We start from the raw sequence: 18,699 nt of genomic DNA, 5'->3' as shown, positions 1-18,699 counted from the left end.
CAGCGTGTCCGGTAAGCAGAATTCCGCCGTGGGCGAACAGCAGTCGCCCAGCTCCGGCAAAAGGAAGAAAACGCCCAAACCGGAAACGCGACTGGCCATGGTCCGGCGTGCCCGCCGCATCAATCGCGAGCTCGCCGAGGTGTATCCGTACGCCCATCCGGAGCTCGACTTCGAGAACGCCTTCCAGCTGCTGATCGCCACGGTCCTGTCCGCGCAGACCACCGACCTCCGGGTCAACCAGACCACGCCCGCGCTCTTCGCCAAGTACCCCACGCCGGAGGATCTGGCGGCGGCGCAGCCGGAGGAGGTCGAGGAGCTCATCCGCCCGACGGGCTTCTTCCGCGCCAAGACCAAGTCGATCATGGGCCTGTCCGCCGCCATCCGGGACAACTTCGGCGGCGAGGTCCCCGGCCGGCTGGAAGACCTGGTCACCCTGCCCGGTGTGGGCCGCAAGACCGCCTTCGTCGTCCTCGGCAACGCCTTCGGCGTCCCCGGCATCACCGTGGACACCCACTTCATGCGCCTCGCCCGGCGCTGGAAGTGGACCGACCAGGACGACCCCGTGAAGATCGAGGCCGAGATCGCCACGATCTTCCCCAAGAGCGAGTGGACGATGCTCTCGCACCGGGTGATCTTCCACGGCCGCCGTGTCTGCCACTCACGCCGGCCTGCCTGCGGCGCCTGCCCGATCACGCACCTCTGCCCTGCCTACGGGGAGGGCGAGACCGACCCGGAGAAGGCCAGGAAGCTCCTGAAGTACGAGATGGGCGGCCGTCCCGGCCAGCGCCTCAAGCCGCCCCCCGACTACCCCGGCGAACCGGCACCCGCCATGGGTGCGATCGAGTGACACCACCGCCGACGGAACGATCGAGGACCTCCGGCACGTTGCCCGTGAGGGGGTGCCGATGACACGCACAGGAGAAGACACGTACCAGCGCTTCGAGCAGCACGACGACGGCAAAGTGGTTGTGGACGGTGACGTGGTCGTCACCACCGACGGGCTGCCCGACTGGCTCGGGCCCGTCGTCCGCGCGGCGGAAACCGTCGAGCCGCACCAGCTCAGCCGATTCCTTCCGCCGGAGAGCGGCCACGGCCGCCAGTCCGCCGTCCTCGTCCTCTTCGGCGAGGGGGCACGGGGCCCCGAGCTGCTGCTCATGGAGCGGGCGGGGACCCTTCGCTCGCACGCCGGGCAGCCCTCCTTCCCCGGTGGCGCGCTCGACCCCGAGGACGGCGACCCGGCGACCACAGGTCCGCTGCGCGCCGCGCTGCGGGAGGCCCAGGAGGAGACCGGGCTCGACCCCACAGGGGTGCAGACCTTCGGCGTGCTGCCCAAGCTCTACATCCCGGTGAGCAGTTTCGTCGTGACGCCCGTACTGGGATGGTGGCGCACCCCGAGCCCGGTCGGAGCGGTCGATCCCGCCGAGACCGCGCGGGTCTTCACCGTGCCCGTGGCAGATCTCACGGACCCGGCCAACCGTGCGACGGCCGTGCACCCGCGCGGTCACGCAGGGCCCGCGTTCACTGTCGAAGGCGCTCTGGTCTGGGGTTTCACGGCCGGAGTGATCGACCGGATCCTGCACTTCGCAGGCTGGGAACGACCGTGGGACCGCACCAAGGAGGTCCCGCTGGACTGGCACGCATGACAGGCTGACCCAGTGATGCGCTCCCGGCGGGGGCGTCACGTCCGAAGCGGCAGTGCGCCGTGGCCACACCCCAGCCGGACAGAGCACCGGCGACGACACTGCGAGGCAAATGACGGTGAACGTGCTGGACATCCTGTTGCTGGTCGCCGCCGTGTGGTTCGCGATCGTCGGCTATCGCCAGGGCTTCGTCGTCGGCATCCTCTCGGTGATCGGCTTTCTCGGCGGCGGACTCGTCGCGGTCTATCTGCTCCCGGTGATCTGGGGCGCACTGACCGAGGACTCCGAAGTGTCCACCACCGCCGCGATAGTCGCCGTCGTCATCGTGATCGTCTGCGCCTCCGTCGGCCAGGCCTTCACCACCCACCTCGGCAACAAGCTGCGCCGGTTCATCACCTGGTCGCCGGCCCGCGCGCTGGACGCCACCGGCGGCGCCCTGGTCAACGTCGTGGCGATGCTGCTGGTCGCCTGGCTGATCGGCTCAGCGCTCGCCGGCACCTCGCTGCCCACCCTGGGCAAGGAGGTGCGTAATTCGAAGGTGCTGCTCGGCGTGTCCCGTGTGATGCCCGATCAGGCCAACACATGGTTCACGGACTTCACCTCCGTGCTCGCCCAGAACGGCTTCCCGCAGGTCTTCAGCCCGTTCGCCAACGAGCCCATCACCGAGGTCCAGGCGCCCGACCCGGCGCTCGTCGGCAGCCCCGTGGCGGCGCGTGCGAAGCAGTCCATCGTCAAGGTCGTCGGTACGGCCCCGAGCTGCGGCAAGGTCCTCGAAGGCACCGGCTTCGTCTTCGACGAACGCCGAGTGATGACCAACGCCCATGTCGTCGGAGGCGTCGACGAACCGACCGTGCAGATCGGCGGTGAGGGCCGCCTCTACGACGCCAAGGTCGTCCTCTACGACTGGGAGCGCGACATCGCCGTCCTGGACGTGCCCGACCTCAAGGCCCGCCCCTTGGAGTTCACCGACTTCGAGGAGGGCGACGCCCGCAGCGGCGACAGCGCGATCGTCGCGGGCTTCCCGGAGAACGGTTCGTACGACGTACGCTCCGCGCGCGTCCGCGGCCGCATCAACGCCAACGGCCCCGACATCTACCACCGGGGCACCGTCCGACGCGACGTCTACTCACTGTTCGCGACGGTGCGCCAGGGCAACTCAGGCGGCCCGCTGCTCACGACGGACGGCAAGGTCTACGGCGTCATCTTCGCCAGGTCCCTCGACGACGCCGACACCGGCTACGCCCTGACGGCCGACGAGATCCGCGAGGACATCAGGCTCGGCCGCACCGCCAACCAGCAGGTCGACAGCCAGGGCTGCGCCCTGTAGGAGGCGGCGGCGCGGAAGGCGCACGGATGCCCGCGGACATGGCCTGCTGTGTGGAGGCGGTCAGTCCCGGGGATGGTGCCGCAGGCGCGCGGACACCCAGCGTGCACGGCGCTTGAGGATGCGCGGGATCCCGATCCCCTGGCCCGGAGGGGCGTGATCCTCGCTCGGGAGTCCACCTGTCTCGTGGATGATCGGCCTGCCGGCCGAGCGGCGGTTGCGTGCTGCGTCACCGTAGTCGTGCGTCCAGCCCATACCCGGACGTGTGCCCGTGCCCCATGGTCGGTAACCGTCCAGTGGGCCGCCAATTGGCCTATGCGGCAGGCATGTGGCTGTTCGCAGCACAACCGTTCCCGCGGTGTGCGAAATCCCCCTGCGGGCCTAGCGGTCGGGCTCCGGGTCCTTGAGCCAGCTGATCAGCTCGTTCGAGAACGCCACCGGATCCTCTTCGTGCGGGAAGTGGCCGAGACCGTCGAACAGCCGCCACCGGTACGGCGCTTCGACGTACTCGCCGGAACCGGCCGCACTCCGCGTCCGCATCGCCGGATCGAGGGAACCGTGCAGATGCAGGGTGGGAACCCGCACCGGACGCTTCATCCTGCGGTTGAACTGGATCCCGTCGGGCCGGGCCAGCGACCGCACCATCCACCGGTAGGGCTCGATCGAGCAGTGCGCCGTCGACGGGATGCACATGGCCCGCCGGTAGACGTCGACGGCCTCTTCCTCGAGCGGCTTCGGCCCGGACCAGCTCTCCAGCAGCTCGCCGACCAAGGCCGCGTCGTCCGCCACCAGTTGCCGCTCCGGGATCCACGGACGCTGGAAGCCCCACACGTAGGAGCCCGCGCGGCTCTGCGCGAAGTCGGACAGCATCGCCGAGCGCCACCGCCGGGGGTGGGGCATCGAGGAGACCGCGAGCCGGCGCACCAGCTTCGGCCGCATCACCGCGGCCGTCCACGCCAGATAGCCGCCCAGGTCGTGCCCCACCAGCGCCGCGTCGGGCTCCCCCAGCGACCGAACGACACCGGTGATGTCGAGCGCCAGGTTGGCGGGGTCGTAGCCACGCGGCGTGCGGTCGCTGCCGCCGACGCCACGCAGGTCCATCGCCACGGCCCGGTATCCCGCGTCGGCGAGCGCGGTCAACTGATGCCGCCATGTCCACCAGAACTGCGGAAAGCCGTGCAGCAGCATCACCAGCGGCCCGTCGCCCATCTCGGCGATATGGAAGCGGGCACCATTGGCGGCCACGTCGCGGTGGGTCCAGGGACCGTCGAGGCGTGCGGGGCTACCGAGTGCGGCGAAACTGCCGGGGCCGGAATCAGGGACCGTCATGCTGATGAGCGTCCCACAACGCGGCACACCGCGTTCGTGACCCTCCTGCCCAGGATCACGCCGAAACCTTGTCCGAAGCCCGGTCCGACGCCGTGCTTCCGGACGCCTTGGTCAGTTCCACACGGCGGGGATGCGGCTTGGCATTGCCCAGCACGGCGGCCGTCTCCTTGGCGGAGGCGACCGTCTTCTGCGGGCCCTTGCCCCTCTTCGCCTTCTTGACGAAGACCACGCCGATCAGGGCGAGAAGACCGGCCACGATGATGTTGGCCGCGAACGACAGCAGGAAGCAGTACGCCAGATGCCAGCCGCCGCTCCACATGTGGATGAAGTAGGCGAGCGCGAAGCTCAGCATCGGCAGCGAGAAGATCAGCACCGCGCCGGCCGCGGTGAACGCGGCGCCCCCGATCCCGGCCTTTTTCGCGTCCTGCCGCAACTGGGCCTTGGCCAGCGCGATCTCGTCGTGCACGAGCGCGGACATCTCGGCGGTCGCCGAGGCGACCAGCTGGCCGAGACTGCGGTCGGCGCCGACAGCGTTCGCTGTGGTGTTGCCGGGGTCGCTCATCGCTGAACCCTCTCCTCTTCCACGGGGCCGGTGTTTGTACGGTCCGATGTCAGATCATGCCGGACTGTCGCCGCCGTCGCTCGACACCCCGGCCGCTTCCGCCTTTCTGCGGTGCTCCGCCGCCTTCTTCTCGTAGATCGCGGCCATCCTCAGGTGGTACGCCGGGTCGTCCTGCTCGTAGATGTCAGGGATGCCGGACATGTCCTCGTCCCGCTCCTCATCGGCCGCCAGTGCCTGGTAGATGCGTACCCGGCGCTTGAGCAGAACAGCGGCAAGGATCGCGGCGATCAGCGAGCCCATCAGGACCGAGGCCTTGACCTCGTCCGTCAGTGTCGCGTCGCCGGTGAACGCGAGCTCGCCGATGAGCAGGGAGACGGTGAAGCCGATGCCGGCCAGCGTGGCGAGCGCCAGGACGTCGGGCCAGGCGAGGTCCTCGTTTAGTTCTGCCTTGGTGAAGCGGGCGGCCAGCCAGGTGCCGCCGAAGATGCCGAGCGCCTTGCCGACCACCAGGCCGAGGACGACACCGAGGGTCTCCGGCTTGGTGAAGACATCGGTGAGGGACTCGCCGGTGACGGCCACACCCGCCGAGAACAGCGCGAACAGCGGCACGGCGACGCCGGCGGACAGCGGCCGCACGAGGTGCTCGATGTGCTCGCCCGGCGAGTGCTCCTCACCCTCGCGCCTGCTGCAGCGCAGCATCAGACCCATCGCCACACCGGCGATGGTGGCGTGGACACCGCTGTTGTACATCAGCCCCCACACGACGAGCGCCAGCGGCACGTACACGTACCAGCCACGGACTCCCTTGCGCAGCATCAACCAGAACACGGCGAGGCCCACGAAGGCCCCGCCCAGGGCCGCGAAGTTCAGGTCGTTCGTGAAGAAGACGGCGATGATCAGGATCGCGAACAGGTCGTCGACGACCGCGAGGGTCAGCAGGAAGGCGCGCAGCGCCGACGGCAGCGAGGTGCCGATGACGGCGAGTACGGCCAGCGCGAACGCGATGTCGGTGGCGGTCGGGACGGCCCATCCTGCGGTGGAACCACCACCGGCGGTGGTGACGACGAGGTAGACGAGCGCGGGCATCACCATGCCGCAGAGCGCGGCGATCACGGGCAGGGCGGCGGCCTTCGGGTCACGCAACTCGCCGGCGACCAGTTCGCGCTTGAGCTCTATGCCGGCGACGAAGAAGAAGATCGCGAGCAGGCCGTCGGCCGCCCAGTGCTCGATCGACAGGTCGAGGCCCAGCGACGCGGGGCCGATGTGGAAGTCGCTCACCGCGGTGTAGCTGTCACCCAGCGGGGTGTTCGCCCAGATCAGCGCGGCGACCGCGGCGAGCAGCAGCAGCACTCCGCCGACCGTCTCGGTGCGCAGCGCGTCCGCGACGTAGTTCCGCTCCGGCAGGGAGAGGCGTCCGAGGATCTTGCGGGGGGCGGGGCTGGGCGCGGCCACGAGATGGAACCTCCGTGCTGGTGGGCAGGACAAAACACTTGCCGACCAGACTTCCCGGCGCACCTTGGAATGCTCATCGCGTCCTTGACGCGTTCTTCACTCTACAGAAGGCCGTCCCGGGCGTTCGGGGAGCGGAGCCGCAGGCACGAACGGGCCCCCGGGTGCGTCCGGGGGCCCGTCACCGAATCACCAGGTCAGTCCTCGCTGGGTGCGCTCGGGAGCTTCGACTGGATGAGATCCATCACGGAAGAGTCCGTCAGCGTGGTGACGTCTCCCAGCTGGCGGTTCTCGGCGACGTCGCGCAAGAGTCGGCGCATGATCTTGCCGGAGCGGGTCTTCGGCAGTTCGGCCACCGGGAGGATCCGCTTGGGCTTGGCGATCGGGCCGAGCGTCGTCCCCACGTGGCCTCGCAGGTCGTCGACCAGGCTGTCGTCCTCAATCGCCGAACCGCGCAGGATCACGAAGGCGACGATGGCCTGACCGGTGGTCTCGTCCGTGGCGCCCACGACCGCGGCCTCCGCGACCTTCGGGTGCGAGACGAGAGCCGACTCCACCTCGGTGGTCGAGATGTTGTGCCCGGACACCAGCATCACGTCGTCGACCCGGCCGAGCAGCCAGATGTCGCCGTCCTGGTCCTTCTTGGCGCCGTCGCCCGCGAAGTACTTGCCCTCGAAGCGTGACCAGTAGGTGTCGAGGAAGCGCTGGTCGTCGCCCCAGATGGTGCGCAGCATCGACGGCCACGGCTCGGTGAGGACCAGATAGCCGCCGCCCCCGTCGGGCACCTCGTTCGCCTCGTCGTCCACGACGGTGGCCGAGATACCGGGCAGCGGGCGCTGCGCCGAACCGGGCTTCGCCGCGGTGACCCCGGGCAGCGGCGAGATCATCATCGCGCCCGTCTCGGTCTGCCACCAGGTGTCCACGACCGGCGTCTTGCCTCCGCCGATGTTCTCCCGGTACCAGATCCACGCCTCCGGGTTGATCGGCTCGCCGACGGAGCCGAGGACGCGCAGGCTGCTCAGGTCGAACTTGGCGGGGATCTCGTCGCCCCACTTCATGAACGTACGGATCGCGGTGGGCGCGGTGTAGAGGATCGTGACGCCGTACTTCTGCACGATCTCCCAGAAGCGGCCCTGGTGCGGAGTGTCGGGGGTGCCCTCGTACATCACCTGCGTCGCACCGTTGGCGAGCGGGCCGTAGACGATGTACGAGTGGCCGGTCACCCAGCCGATGTCGGCGGTGCACCAGTAGACGTCCGTCTCCGGCTTGAGATCGAACACGGCGTGGTGCGTGTAGGCCGTCTGGGTGAGGTAGCCGCCCGAAGTGTGCAGGATGCCCTTCGGCTTACCCGTCGTGCCCGAGGTGTAGAGGATGAAGAGCGGGTGCTCTGCGTCGAAGGCCTCGGGGGTGTGCTCGGCGGACTGCCGGCCGACGATGTCGTGCCACCACACGTCGCGGCCCTCGGTGAAGGCGGTCTCCTGACCGGTGCGCCGCACGACGAGCACGTGCTCGACCTGCGGGCAGCGGCTGACCGCCTCGTCGATCGCGGGCTTGAGGGCGCTCGGCTTGCCACGGCGGTAGCCGCCGTCGGAGGTGATGACGAGCTTGGCGTCGGCGTCCTGGATGCGGGAGGCGACCGCATCCGCGGAGAAGCCGCCGAAGACCACCGAGTGCGCGGCGCCGATGCGGGCGCAGGCCAGCATCGCGACGGCCGCCTCGGGGATCATCGGCAGGTAGACGGCGACCCGGTCGCCCTTGCGGACGCCCAGCTCGAGCAGGGCGTTGGCGGCCTTGGAGACCTCGTCCTTGAGCTCGGCGTAGGTGATGGCGCGTCCGTCGCCGGGCTCGCCCTCGAAGTGGATGGCGACACGGTCGCCGTGGCCCGCCTCGACATGGCGGTCCACGCAGTTGTACGCCACGTTCAGCTTGCCGTCGGCGAACCACTTCGCGAAGGGCGGGTTGGTCCAGTCGAGGGTCTCGGTCGGCTCGGTGGCCCAGCTGAGCCGACGCGCCTGCTCGGCCCAGAAGCCGAGCCTGTCCGCCGCGGCCTGTTCGTACGCCTCCGCCGTCACGTTGGCGTTCGCTGCCAGCTCGGCCGGCGGAGGGAACCGCCGCTCTTCTTTAAGAAGGTTGGCCAGGCTCTCGTTGCTCACGACATCTCCCTTTCCCAGGGCGTCTTCTGTGCGTATGTGTCCCAGGCCATAGCTCATCAGCCGGAGGGCCGGGTGACAAGGGCCTTCCGGATATTGGTTTAGACCTGTGGGCACCCCTCGTCCCCGGGCGGTGGGGACGAGGGGCCACACGTTCTCACGGGCGAGGACCGCGCAAGGTTCATCTGTGCCGTCCAGGCGTGCCGTGGAGCAGGCTTCGCCGCACGCCTCAGCTGTGCGACTTCTCGAGCGTGGAGGGTCCCGGTGCCACTCTGTCGAAGACCGCGTCGATCTCCTGCTCCGCCGTGCCCGTGAGGAGATACGCCTGTGCCTCGCCGACGTGGAAGTACATCCCGTGCAACTGGAGCGAGCCCTCGGCGAGTCGTCGGGCCACCGACTCATGGGCCCTCAGATGCTCCAGTTGCTGGACGACATTGGTCAGGCACAGTTGCTCCACCGCGTCGGTGGGCAGACGGCCGGAGATCCTGGCCCAGGAGCGCTGGCGGTTCTTCATCCGCTGGAGGCTGGGACGGCCGTGCCGCAGCCAGCGGGCGAGCGGTGTGGCGGTGCCGTCCGGCGGGCTGTTCAGCAGGGCCTGCATCGCACCGCAGCCCGAATGTCCGCAGACGGTGATCGAATCCACCTCGAGGATGTCGACGGCGTACTCGATCGCGGCTGCGACGGAGTCGTCCGCCGTCTTCTCACCGGGCAGTGGCACGAGATTGCCCACATTACGCACCGTGAACAGATCACCCGGTCCACTCGCCGTGATCATGCTGGTCACCAGCCGGGAGTCCGCGCAGGTGATGAACAGCTGTGACGGCCGCTGGCCCTCGCGTGCCAACCGGGCCAGCTCGTCGCGTACCAGTGGGGCGGTGTTGCGCTGGAAGGAGCTCAACCCGTTGGCCAGGTGATGGGTGTCCGCGTCGCGGGGCCGGTCGTCGCAGTGGTGGTTGCGCCATGGGGTCCAGGGCCGGCAGCAGCCGTGGGTCTCGTCGGCCGGCTCGCTGATCCGGCCGCCGGCCCGCCCGGTCACCTCGACCGTGCCGCCCTGCGAGGTGTGGGAGGTCTGCCAGTCATGCAGGGTTTCGTAGGCGGCGTGGTCCATGAAGGAGCCGTCCAACTCGACCACACAGTGGGCTCCATGGGGGACCTGGCTCAGCATCCGGCTCAGTCTGGGCACGGCGAGGAACGTCAGCTGACCTCGGGCGCGCACCCTGTGGACGCCGTCCTGCTCCTCGACGGTGATCCGCGTGCGGGTGAGCCGGTGCAGCGCGACCGCCACGGCCACCGCGATGCCGATGAAGACACCTTCCAGCACTCCGGTGAGGACGACGGCGGTCACGGTGGCCGCGTAGACCAGCATCTCGCGGTTCTTCTTCACGTTGCGCAAATGCGTGATGTTGACCATCTGGACACCCACGACCATGACCAGTGCCGCCAGTGCGGCCAGCGGGATCAGGTCGAGGACCGGCACCAGCAGCAGGGCCGCCACCACGACCCACAGGCCGTGCAGCATGGTGGAGTTGCGGCTCACGGCGCCCGCCGAGACATTCGCCGAGCTGCGCACCGCGACGCCGGTGACGGGCAGCCCTCCGAGGGCCCCCGAGACCATGTTCGCGGCGCCCTGGCCCGCGAGCTCACGGTCCAGATCGGCACGAGGGATCCGTACGGCCGGCTTCTTACGGGCGGCGACCAGTTTGTCGATGGCGACCGCCGACAGGAGTGACTCCACGCTCCCGACGAGCATGATGGTGAGGACCGCGGCGAGCAGGCCGAGCACCGGACCTTCGGGAAGCTCGGGCAGCGCGTGCGAACGCCAGGAGGGCAGGTCGACCCGCGGCAGGTGCAGTCCGGCGAAGGCCGCGAGCGCCGTGGCGGCGGCCACTGCCGCGAGGGCGGCGGGAATCTTCCGGACGATCCTTCCTGCGTGCCCGGGCACCCGCGGCCAGATCAGCAGCACGGCGATGGTCAGGATGCTGACGGACAGCGCGGCCGGGTGGAGGTCGGCCAACTGGGCGGGCAGGCCACGCACGTTGTCCACGGCGGAGCTCTGGGGTGTGCCGCCGAGGACGATGTGGAGCTGGGCGAGGGCGATCGTGGCGCCGATGCCGGCGAGCATGCCGTGCACGATCGCCGGGCTTACGGCGAGGGCCGATCGGGCCACACGCAGGGCAGCCAGGAAGAGTTGGCACAGTCCGGCGAGGACGGTGATGGCGCAGGTGGTGCGCCATCCGTACTGCTGGATCAACTCGGCAGTCACGACGGTCAGTCCTGCGGCGGGGCCGCTGACCTGGAGCGGTGCTCCGCCGAGCCGGCCGACGACGATGCCTCCGACCGCCGCGGCGACGAGACCCGCCTGGAGCGGTGCGCCGGTGGCGAGCGCGATGCCGAGGGACAGCGGCAGTGCGATCAGAAAGACGGCGACGGACGCGGAGACATCGGCGCTGTGGATGCGGAAGCGGCGGTCGCTGCCGGGCGGACCGTGCGGGCGCTGGAAGCGTGATGTGGGGGACAGCGCCGTGCGGGCAGGGTCGTTCTCGTGGGGATCGTCGGGCTGGTGAGAAGCGTCGTCGTTACGCGTAGGGGCGCAGGACATGGTTCCCGTCTCCTCCGGGGCGGCGCGGTCGCGGAATGGGGGGACGCGGCCGTGGGTCACGGCGTACAGCGGCGGGATACTTCAAACGTTCGGTAAATGGATCGTAATGCAGAGTAAAGACTCCGGCATTATTTTCCGTGCAAATAGGGCAACGTTTCACCCGATGTGGTGATTAGTAATTTCATCACGGCTCGTCGCCCGTCCTCTCCGCTCATCGCGATGCGACTTTGACGGCTCCGTATGCACCGCCGTCAGACAGTCGTATTGGCACAGGAATGAGGTGGGCGGATGTTGGACGCCACGAAGAGGGTCGTCGCCGTCGGCACGGTCGCCACGGCGCTGATCGCAGGTCTCGCAGGGTGTTCCGGTTCGAAGGCGCCGGGCGGCTCGGCCGGTGAACAGGGAACTTCCGGAGGGAAGGAAGGCGTTGCCGCGCCGAAGAGTGCCGTACGCCTCATCGGCGACGGGTCCACGGCCTTCACCGGCGCCCAGCCCGGTCTCCTTCGGCCCGAACGCCTCAAGCCCGGCCAGAAGCCCCCGCAGTTCGTGGTCTTCTCCTGGGACGGCGCAGGCGAGGACAGCCAGAAGCTGTTCTCGCACTTCCGCGAAGTCGGCAAGAAGTACAACGCGACGATGACGTACTTCCTCAGCGGCGTCTATCTCCTCCCCGAGGAGAGACGGTCGATGTACAACCCGCCGCAGCACTCAGCCGGCCGCTCCGACATCGGCTTCAACGACGTCGACGGGATCAAGGACACCGTTCGCGAGCTGCGCGCCGCCTGGCTGGACGGCAACGAGGTGGGGACCCACTTCAACGGCCACTTCTGCGGCGAGGACGGCGGGGTGGGCACCTGGTCCGTCGAGGAGTGGAAGAGCGAGATCAGCCAGGCCAAGTCCTTCGTCAAGAACTGGAAGACGAACGCGGGCCTGGCCTCCATGGACCCGCTTCCGTTCGACTACGACAAGGAACTCATCGGCGCCCGCACGCCGTGCCTCGAGGGCCGGGACAATTTCATCCGCGCCGCGAGCGAGCTCGGCTTCCGCTACGACACCAGTGGCGTCAACAATCAGGTGTGGCCGAAGAAGGAACTCGGTCTGTGGGACCTCTCCCTCCAGATGGTCCCGGTGCCCGGCCGCGCCTTCGAGACGCTGGCGATGGACTACAACTTCATGGTCAACCAGTCCGGCACCGTCAAGGGTGACCCCTCGAAGCACGCCTACTGGGGCAACCAGATGCGTGACGGTCTGATCAAGGCCTTCGACCGCGCCTACGAGGGCAACCGTGCACCGCTGATCATCGGCAACCACTTCGAATCCTGGAACGGCGGCACATACATGCGCGCCATCGAGGAGACGATCGCGACGGTGTGCGTGAAGAGCGACGTGAAATGCGTGTCGTTCCGTCAACTCGTGGACTGGCTCGACGCACAGGACCCCGAGGTCCTCGAGAAGCTGCGGGGTCTCGACGTCGGGGAGGCGCCGCAGGGCGGCTGGATGCAGTTCCTGGCCAAGCCGGTGGCTCCTGCGGCGCCGCCGGCCGACAAGCCCGCCAAGAAGTCGGCCGAGAAGAACTGAGCGGCCGGCCGGCCCGGAACGCCACGCGCGCCTGACAGCGGCCGGTCCCGTCCCGGACTCCGGGGACGGGACCGGCCGTCGGCATCAGCCGGGCTGTGCCACAGGGATGTGCTCGCCGAGCATGAACGAGGGATCCACCTGCGCCGCCAGGTCGGTGCCCGTCCTGGCGTTCCCCCAGCTCTCCGCGTTCTTCAGATGGAAGTGCACCATCTGCCGTGTGTAGCGCTCCCAGTCGCGAGCCGCGTACGAGTCCTCCGCCGCGTTCTGCAGGCTTTGCAGGGCCATGCGGTTGTCCGCCTCCAACAGCTCGAAGCGGGACGGACGCCCCTTCTCCATGGCTCGTACCCAGTTGGAGTGCCCCACGGTGACGAGCAGGTCGTCGCCCACTTCCTCCCTGAGGAACGCGATGTCGTCCGGACCCTGCACCTTGTTGCCCACGACCTTCAGGGCCACACCGAAGTCGTGTGCGTACTCCTTGTACTGGCGGTACACGGAAACACCCTTGAGGGTGGGCTCGGCCACCAGGAACGTCATGTCGAAGCGGGTGAACATCCCCGAGGCGAACGAGTCGGAGCCGGCGGTCATGTCGACCACCACGTACTCCTCCGGGCCGTCCACGAGGTGGTTCAGACAGAGCTCGACCGCTCCGACCTTGGAGTGGTAGCAGGAAACACCGAGATCCGACTCGGTGAAGGGGCCGGTCGCCATCAAGCGGATGTCGCCGTCGTCGAGCCGGACCGTGCGGGCGCACGCGTCGTACACCGGGTTGTCCTCGACGACTCGCAACAGCCGCGATCCCTCGCCGGGAGGGGTGGTCTTGATCATCGTGTCGGCCGAGGCGATGCGGGGGTTGGAGCCGCGCAGATAGTCCTTGATCAGCGGCAGATGGGCGCCCATCGCGGGCAGCGCCGCCGATTCTTCCTCATCGAGACCGAGCGCGGCCCCGAGATGCTGGTTGATGTCGGCGTCCACCGCGATGACGTGGGCCTCGTTGGCGGCCAGGTGACGAATGAAGAGGGAGGACAGGGTCGTCTTGCCGCTGCCGCCCTTCCCTACGAAAGCGATCTTCATGTTCACCTAGAGTAGCGGAGTGATCGCTTCGGGTCGCCGTGAAGGGTGAGGAAGACCACTCCAAGGTGGGCCGGACCCGCTCGCGCGCGTAACCTCGCTACCTATGAGTACGAACGCCTCGTCGGCCGATCCCCTCGCCGCCCTCGGTGCCCTGCCGGGCGTTGCCGACTCCGTTGATTCCGTACGGAAGGCCGTCGACAGGGTCTACGGACACCGGGTCATGCGCCGGCGCAGCAACGAGATCACTTCCGAGGCCGCCCTGCGCGGGGCGCGTGGTTCGGCCGCTCTGTCCGGGGCCGACTGGGCGCTGGAAGAGGTGCGCAGGCGTACCGACTTCGGCAGCGAGCCGGAGGCACGCACTGTTGGCGCCGCGCTGCGGCTCACGGCGGAAGCCGGGCAACTGCTCTCCATCTGGCGGCAGTCGCCGCTGCGCGTCCTGGCCCGGCTGCACCTGGTCGCGGCCGGCCGCGCGGGGGACGACGACACGGTCGGTCGGCCGCGCCTGCCCGGCGAGACGGTGGACGAGCCGTTGATCAACGCGCCGCTGCCGGACGTCGCCGAGGTGACGGGCCGGCTGGACGGGCTGGCGGAGCTGATCATCGCAGGCACCGAAGCGCCTGCCCTGGTCACGGCTGCGGTGGTGCACGGCGAGCTCTTGGCCCTGCGGCCGTTCGGCTCGTACAACGGGCTGGTCGCCAGGGCGGCCGAGCGGATCGTGCTCGTCGGCAGCGGTCTCGACCCGAAGTCGATCTGCCCGGCCGAGGTGGGCCATGCCGAGCAGGGCAGGGCCGCCTATGTCGGCGCCTTCGAGGCGTATCTGACCGGGACTCCGGACGGGCTGGCCGCGTGGATCGCCCACTGCGGCCGCGCGGTGGAACTCGGCGTCAGGGAGTCGACCGCGGTGTGCGAGGCGCTTCAGCGCGGCGCTGCCTGAGGCTGCGGCGCTGCTTGCGGCTGCTGTTTGAGCTGCGGAAAAGCCCTGGAACGGGTTGCGGCGGTACCGATTCCGGTACCGCCGCTGGCATGAGCCCCGAGTTACCATGCGTCCTCGAAATGTTGCCCATCAGGTCGGGAACTTTGCCCGTCACCTGGTGCGGCTGGCCCGTAATCGACGGGTCGACGTCGCGTGGGTGCTCAGTTTTCATGCTTCGGTCCGTGGGGCCTTCTGCGTTACAGCGATCCTTTCGGATGGACCTCGGTCTCGCGGGCCGTGACTCCTTTGTACTACTGCGGACACCAATGTGAAAGCCCTGCCTGCAGTTCTTTACTTTTAGTTTCAAATACGGGCGAACCGTATCGTCCCTGATAGGCCCTGTGGCGCCCCGCCCCTTCCGGAAGCACCGCGCCTCGGGGGCGGTGCGCGTCAGCCGGCGGCAGCCTGTGCGGCGATGGTCCGACGGCGGCTGGCGTACCAGACGAGCCCGGCCGTGGCCGCGGCCGCTCCGACGGCGGCCATCGCGATCAGTGCAGGTCGCGGCGTCATCGAGAAGCCGGGCAGTCGCTGCTTCAACCGCACCGGACGGTGGAAGTCGAGAATCGGCCAGTCCCGCAGGACCGCCTCACGGCGCAGCCCACGCCCTGGGTTCACCGCGTACGGATGCCCGACGGCCGCGAGCATGGGGACGTCCGTGACCGAGTCGCTGTACGCGTAACTGCGTGCCAGGTCGTACCCCTCCGACTCGGCGAGTTCCCGGATCGCCTCCGCCTTGGTGGGCCCGTAGGCGTAGTAGCCGACCTCGCCGGTGAAGCATCCGTCGTCGCCGACCACCATGCGGGTGGCCACCACCCGGTCGGCGCCGAGCAGCTCGCCGATCGGCTCCACGACCTCGGCGCCGGAGGTGGAGACGATCACCACGTCGCGGCCGGCGGCGTGATGCTCCTCGATGAGCGAGGCGGCCTCGTCGTAGATGATCGGGTCGATGAGGTCGTGGAGCGTCTCGGCGACGATCTCCTTGACCTGCTGGACGTTCCAGCCTTTGCAGAGCATGGAGAGGTACTCGCGCATCCGCTCCATCTGGTCGTGGTCCGCACCGCCGGCGAGAAAAACGAACTGGGCATAGGCGGTACGCAGTACGGCGCGCCGGTTGATCAGCCCGCCTTGGTAGAAGGACTTGCTGAAGGTCAGAGTCGATGACTTCGCAATGACCGTCTTGTCCAGGTCAAAGAAGGCGGCTGTGCGCGGCAAGGAGTGGTTTTCCACGAGGCAGAGCATATGTGCCCGCCATTCGGCGTACGCTCGGGCGTGTGGGTTTGCCTGAGAAGGCTCTCGGGTACACCATGGAAGTCACGGATCGTTCGCGACCGTGCTAACCCGGTCCGGCTCCTCCCCCCCCGAGTCGGCCGGAGAGACGACCCCCGCTCTCCCCCCCGGCGGGGGTCGTCGCATGTCCGGGCACATTTTCCCGGCTCTCCCGCGCTTCGGGCGCGGATGTACGCCCTTCGACGGATCCGGACGGCACCGGACGACTCGCCCCCGGATTCATCACTCAGTGTAGTTGCCGGGCTCCTCTCCGAGAGTCTTCCGACGGGTCCCCAGAGCCGCTCCGAGATCCGTCGATGAGTCATCGAGCACTCACCGGTATGAGCTACCGGGATATTCACAAGTGGCGAGTTGTCCACAGCTTTTCAGCAAGATCCACACGATTTTTCACCGGGCCGCACCGTGATTCCAGCCGCGTAAGTCGCGGGCCGAAGGAATCACGGATCTCGATGCGATGCGAGATCGCAGAGGGAAGGGGTGGAGATCGTGGCCGGATCCATCACATCGGACCGCCCGCGCGCCGCGGAGGAGCGGCCTGGCGGGCCCTTGATCGTCACCCAGGACATGGAGCTGCTCGACGATCTGCTGCGGCTGTGCGCCGCAGCGGGTGCCGAGCCGGAGGTCCACCATTCGCTGCCGGAGGGGAAGGGCGGCTGGGAGGACGCGCCGCTCGTCCTCGTCGGCGACGATGCCGCCGCGCGCTGCCGCGGAGCCTCGCGACGGCGCGGGGTGTTCCTGGTGGGCAAGGACCAGGACGACCCGGACGTATGGCGGCGAGCCGTGGAGATCGGGGCCGACTGCGTGCTGCGGCTCCCCGACGCGGAGAGCTGGCTGGTCGACCGGATCGCGGACGTCGCCGAAGGCGTCGGGCGTCAGGCGCTGACTGTGGGGGTGATCGGCGGCCGTGGCGGCGCAGGGGCTTCCACCCTGGCCACCGCGCTCGCGGTGACCGCCGCCCGCGGCGGGCGGCGCACGATGCTCGTCGACGGCGATCCGCTCGGAGGAGGACTGGACGTGATGCTCGGGGGCGAGCACACGGAAGGCAGGCGATGGCCGGATTTCGCCGCTTCGAAGGGCCGTGTCGCCGGCGGTGCGCTCGAGGAGTCGCTGCCCGAGCTGCATGCGCTGCGCGTGCTCAGCTGGGACCGCGGCGATTCCGTCGTCATCCCCCCGGAGGCCATGAGGTCCGTGCTGGCGGCCGCCCGCCGACGGGGCGGAGTGGTGGTCGTCGACCTGCCCCGGCGTGTCGACGAGGGCGCGGCGGAGGCCCTGGCACAGCTCGATCTGGGGCTCCTCGTCGTACCGGGCGAGCTGCGGGCGGTCGCCGCCGCGAACAGGGTGGCCTCCGCCGTGGGCATGGTCCTTGCGGACCTGCGGGTGGTGTGTCGCGGGCCGTACGCGCCGGGACTGGACGAGCAGTGGGTGGCGGCCGCCCTCGGACTGCCGCTCGCCGGTGAACTCCCGACAGAGCCCGGACTGGCGGCCGCGCAGACCGCCGGAGCGCCACCGGGCGCCAGCGGCCGTGGACCGCTGGCCAGGTTCTGCACCGCCTTTTGGGAGCGCGCCCTGGTGGGGGAGGGCATCGCATGAGCTCCGGACTGCTGGAGGCGGTACGGCAGCGCCTCGCGGAGAGCGGCGCGGAGCCCACGCCGGCCCGCGTGGCCGCGGCACTGCGGGCGCAGGGCCGGCTGCTGGGCGACGCCGAAGTGCTGGGCGGCACGGAGCGGTTGCGCTGCGAACTGGTGGGCACGGGGCCGCTGGAGCCGCTGCTGGCCGACCCGTCGGTCACGGACGTGCTGGTTTCCGCGCCCGACCGGGTATGGGTCGACCGGGGCAGGGGCTTGGAGCTCACCGAGGTGACGTTCGCGGACGCGGCGTCGGTGCGCAGACTGGCCCAGCGGCTCGCGGCAGTGGCCGAGCGGCGGCTGGACGACGCCCGTCCATGGGTGGACGCCCGTCTGCCCGACGGGACACGGATGCATGCCGTGATCCCTCCCGTGGCCGTCGGCTCGACGTGCCTTTCGCTGCGCGTCGTGCGGCCCCGTGCCTTCTCCGTCGGGGAGTTGGTCACCGCCGGCACGGTGCCGCCCGGTGGGGACAGGCTGCTGCGGGCCCTGATCGAGGCCCGGCTCTCGTTCCTGGTCAGCGGCGGGACCGGTTCAGGGAAGACGACGCTGCTGAGCACCCTTCTGGGGATGGTCGGGGACCGGGAGCGCATCGTCCTGGCCGAGGACTCGGCCGAATTGAGACCCGAGCATCCGCACGTGGTGCGGCTGGAGTCGCGCACGGCGAACCAGGAGGGCGCGGGACGGGTGACCCTGAGGGACCTGGTGAGGCAGGCGCTGCGCATGCGTCCCGACCGGCTGGTGGTCGGCGAGGTCCGGGGAGCGGAGGTGACCGAGCTCCTGGCGGCCCTTAATACAGGCCACGAAGGCGGCTGCGGCACTGTCCATGCGAACGCGGCGGCGGACGTGCCGGCCCGGCTCGAGGCACTGGGCACCGCGGCCGGGCTCGACCGGGCCGCACTGCACAGTCAGTTGGCCGCTGCTCTCGCGGTCGTGATCCACCTCGTGCGGGACGGGGCGGGCAGGCGGCGGCTGGCAGAGATCCATGTGCTGGAGCGGGACGCGGCGGGACTTGTGGTGACGGTGCCGGCCCTGAGATGGGCGAAGGGGGCGTTCGCGACGGAGGCCGGCTGGGAACGGCTGCGGACCCTGGTCGGTGATGCGCTGTGACGGCC

General features: G+C 69.3%; 15 protein-coding genes. 7 read left to right on the top strand and 8 right to left on the bottom strand.

Annotated elements, in window-relative coordinates:
• The first annotated feature begins 4 nt into the window (after positions 1–4).
• The 3 genes from nth (at position 5) to ACIPJI_RS31730 (ending at position 2,967) form a co-directional block, all read left to right on the top strand.
• Positions 5–847, top strand: coding sequence for an endonuclease III (gene nth, locus ACIPJI_RS31740; protein ID WP_402250229.1), 843 nt, complete (start codon positions 5–7; stop codon positions 845–847).
• A 58-nt stretch (positions 848–905) separates the two neighbouring features.
• Positions 906–1,643 (top strand): CoA pyrophosphatase, encoded by a 738-nt coding sequence (locus ACIPJI_RS31735; protein WP_373465314.1) that lies wholly within the window; start codon positions 906–908, stop codon positions 1,641–1,643.
• 115 nt (positions 1,644–1,758) lie between these two features.
• Positions 1,759–2,967, top strand: a complete 1,209-nt coding sequence (locus ACIPJI_RS31730) for a MarP family serine protease (RefSeq protein ID WP_307710440.1) — start codon at positions 1,759–1,761, stop codon at positions 2,965–2,967.
• A 60-nt stretch (positions 2,968–3,027) separates the two neighbouring features.
• On the opposite strand, the gene ACIPJI_RS31725 is transcribed toward ACIPJI_RS31730, so the two are convergent.
• From ACIPJI_RS31725 to ACIPJI_RS31700, 6 genes are all read right to left on the bottom strand, one after another.
• A complete protein-coding gene (locus tag ACIPJI_RS31725) occupies positions 3,028–3,219 on the bottom strand; it encodes a hypothetical protein (RefSeq protein ID WP_307707563.1) in 192 nt (63 codons plus the stop codon).
• A gap of 126 nt (positions 3,220–3,345) precedes the next feature.
• Positions 3,346–4,293 carry an alpha/beta fold hydrolase gene (locus ACIPJI_RS31720; protein ID WP_159689262.1) on the bottom strand — a complete coding sequence of 316 codons (948 nt, stop codon included), beginning with the start codon at positions 4,291–4,293 and terminating at the stop codon, positions 3,346–3,348.
• Between the two features lie 55 nt (positions 4,294–4,348).
• Positions 4,349–4,855, bottom strand: a complete 507-nt coding sequence (locus ACIPJI_RS31715) for a phage holin family protein (protein WP_307707565.1) — start codon at positions 4,853–4,855, stop codon at positions 4,349–4,351.
• 54 nt (positions 4,856–4,909) lie between these two features.
• Positions 4,910–6,307 (bottom strand): Na+/H+ antiporter NhaA, encoded by a 1,398-nt coding sequence (gene nhaA / locus ACIPJI_RS31710; RefSeq protein ID WP_402250227.1) that lies wholly within the window; start codon positions 6,305–6,307, stop codon positions 4,910–4,912.
• 194 nt (positions 6,308–6,501) lie between these two features.
• The gene (gene acs, locus ACIPJI_RS31705; protein ID WP_307707567.1) at positions 6,502–8,457 is read right to left on the bottom strand and encodes an acetate--CoA ligase; all 1,956 of its coding nucleotides are present in this window, start codon (positions 8,455–8,457) and stop codon (positions 6,502–6,504) included.
• 226 nt (positions 8,458–8,683) lie between these two features.
• Complete coding sequence (locus ACIPJI_RS31700) at positions 8,684–11,053, bottom strand: SulP family inorganic anion transporter (RefSeq protein WP_402250225.1); 2,370 nt, start codon at positions 11,051–11,053, stop codon at positions 8,684–8,686.
• Between the two features lie 288 nt (positions 11,054–11,341).
• On the opposite strand from ACIPJI_RS31700, the gene ACIPJI_RS31695 reads away from it, so the two are divergent.
• Complete coding sequence (locus ACIPJI_RS31695; RefSeq protein ID WP_402250224.1) at positions 11,342–12,628, top strand: hypothetical protein; 1,287 nt, start codon at positions 11,342–11,344, stop codon at positions 12,626–12,628.
• Between the two features lie 84 nt (positions 12,629–12,712).
• On the opposite strand, the gene ACIPJI_RS31690 is transcribed toward ACIPJI_RS31695, so the two are convergent.
• The gene (locus ACIPJI_RS31690; protein WP_356620760.1) at positions 12,713–13,699 is read right to left on the bottom strand and encodes an ATP-binding protein; all 987 of its coding nucleotides are present in this window, start codon (positions 13,697–13,699) and stop codon (positions 12,713–12,715) included.
• Positions 13,700–13,802: 103 nt separating this feature from the next.
• On the opposite strand from ACIPJI_RS31690, the gene ACIPJI_RS31685 reads away from it, so the two are divergent.
• The gene (locus ACIPJI_RS31685; protein WP_356620759.1) at positions 13,803–14,633 is read left to right on the top strand and encodes an oxidoreductase; all 831 of its coding nucleotides are present in this window, start codon (positions 13,803–13,805) and stop codon (positions 14,631–14,633) included.
• 429 nt (positions 14,634–15,062) lie between these two features.
• Here ACIPJI_RS31685 and ACIPJI_RS31680 read toward each other — a convergent pair whose 3' ends face one another.
• Complete coding sequence (locus ACIPJI_RS31680) at positions 15,063–15,911, bottom strand: HAD family phosphatase (RefSeq protein ID WP_307707572.1); 849 nt, start codon at positions 15,909–15,911, stop codon at positions 15,063–15,065.
• A 534-nt stretch (positions 15,912–16,445) separates the two neighbouring features.
• Between ACIPJI_RS31680 and ssd the strand changes: the two genes are divergently transcribed.
• A complete protein-coding gene (gene ssd, locus ACIPJI_RS31675; RefSeq protein ID WP_402250222.1) occupies positions 16,446–17,549 on the top strand; it encodes a septum site-determining protein Ssd in 1,104 nt (367 codons plus the stop codon).
• Entirely contained in the window at positions 17,546–18,694 is a 1,149-nt protein-coding gene (locus ACIPJI_RS31670; RefSeq protein ID WP_402250220.1) for a TadA family conjugal transfer-associated ATPase, read from the top strand. Before ssd ends, ACIPJI_RS31670 begins: the two co-directional genes overlap by 4 nt.
• The last annotated feature ends 5 nt before the right edge of the window (positions 18,695–18,699 follow it).

It is taken from the genome of Streptomyces sp. NPDC086835, assembly GCF_044745705.1.
GTDB lineage: Bacteria > Actinomycetota > Actinomycetes > Streptomycetales > Streptomycetaceae > Streptomyces.
This window is presented reverse-complemented; position numbering and strand designations above follow the sequence as displayed.

What these genes read in the sequence shown, in the direction of transcription:
- ACIPJI_RS31725 (WP_307707563.1), bottom strand. Translation starts at nt 3,219, where the DNA reads ATGGGCTGGACGCACGACTACGGTGACGCAGCACGCAACCGCCGCTCG.
- ACIPJI_RS31685 (WP_356620759.1), top strand. Translation starts at nt 13,803, where the DNA reads ATGAGTACGAACGCCTCGTCGGCCGATCCCCTCGCCGCCCTCGGTGCC.
- ACIPJI_RS31715 (WP_307707565.1), bottom strand. Translation starts at nt 4,855, where the DNA reads ATGAGCGACCCCGGCAACACCACAGCGAACGCTGTCGGCGCCGACCGC.
- ACIPJI_RS31700 (WP_402250225.1), bottom strand. Translation starts at nt 11,053, where the DNA reads ATGTCCTGCGCCCCTACGCGTAACGACGACGCTTCTCACCAGCCCGAC.
- ACIPJI_RS31680 (WP_307707572.1), bottom strand. Translation starts at nt 15,911, where the DNA reads ATGCTCTGCCTCGTGGAAAACCACTCCTTGCCGCGCACAGCCGCCTTC.
- ACIPJI_RS31735 (WP_373465314.1), top strand. Translation starts at nt 906, where the DNA reads ATGACACGCACAGGAGAAGACACGTACCAGCGCTTCGAGCAGCACGAC.
- ACIPJI_RS31720 (WP_159689262.1), bottom strand. Translation starts at nt 4,293, where the DNA reads ATGACGGTCCCTGATTCCGGCCCCGGCAGTTTCGCCGCACTCGGTAGC.
- ACIPJI_RS31695 (WP_402250224.1), top strand. Translation starts at nt 11,342, where the DNA reads ATGTTGGACGCCACGAAGAGGGTCGTCGCCGTCGGCACGGTCGCCACG.
- ACIPJI_RS31690 (WP_356620760.1), bottom strand. Translation starts at nt 13,699, where the DNA reads ATGAAGATCGCTTTCGTAGGGAAGGGCGGCAGCGGCAAGACGACCCTG.
- ACIPJI_RS31670 (WP_402250220.1), top strand. Translation starts at nt 17,546, where the DNA reads ATGAGCTCCGGACTGCTGGAGGCGGTACGGCAGCGCCTCGCGGAGAGC.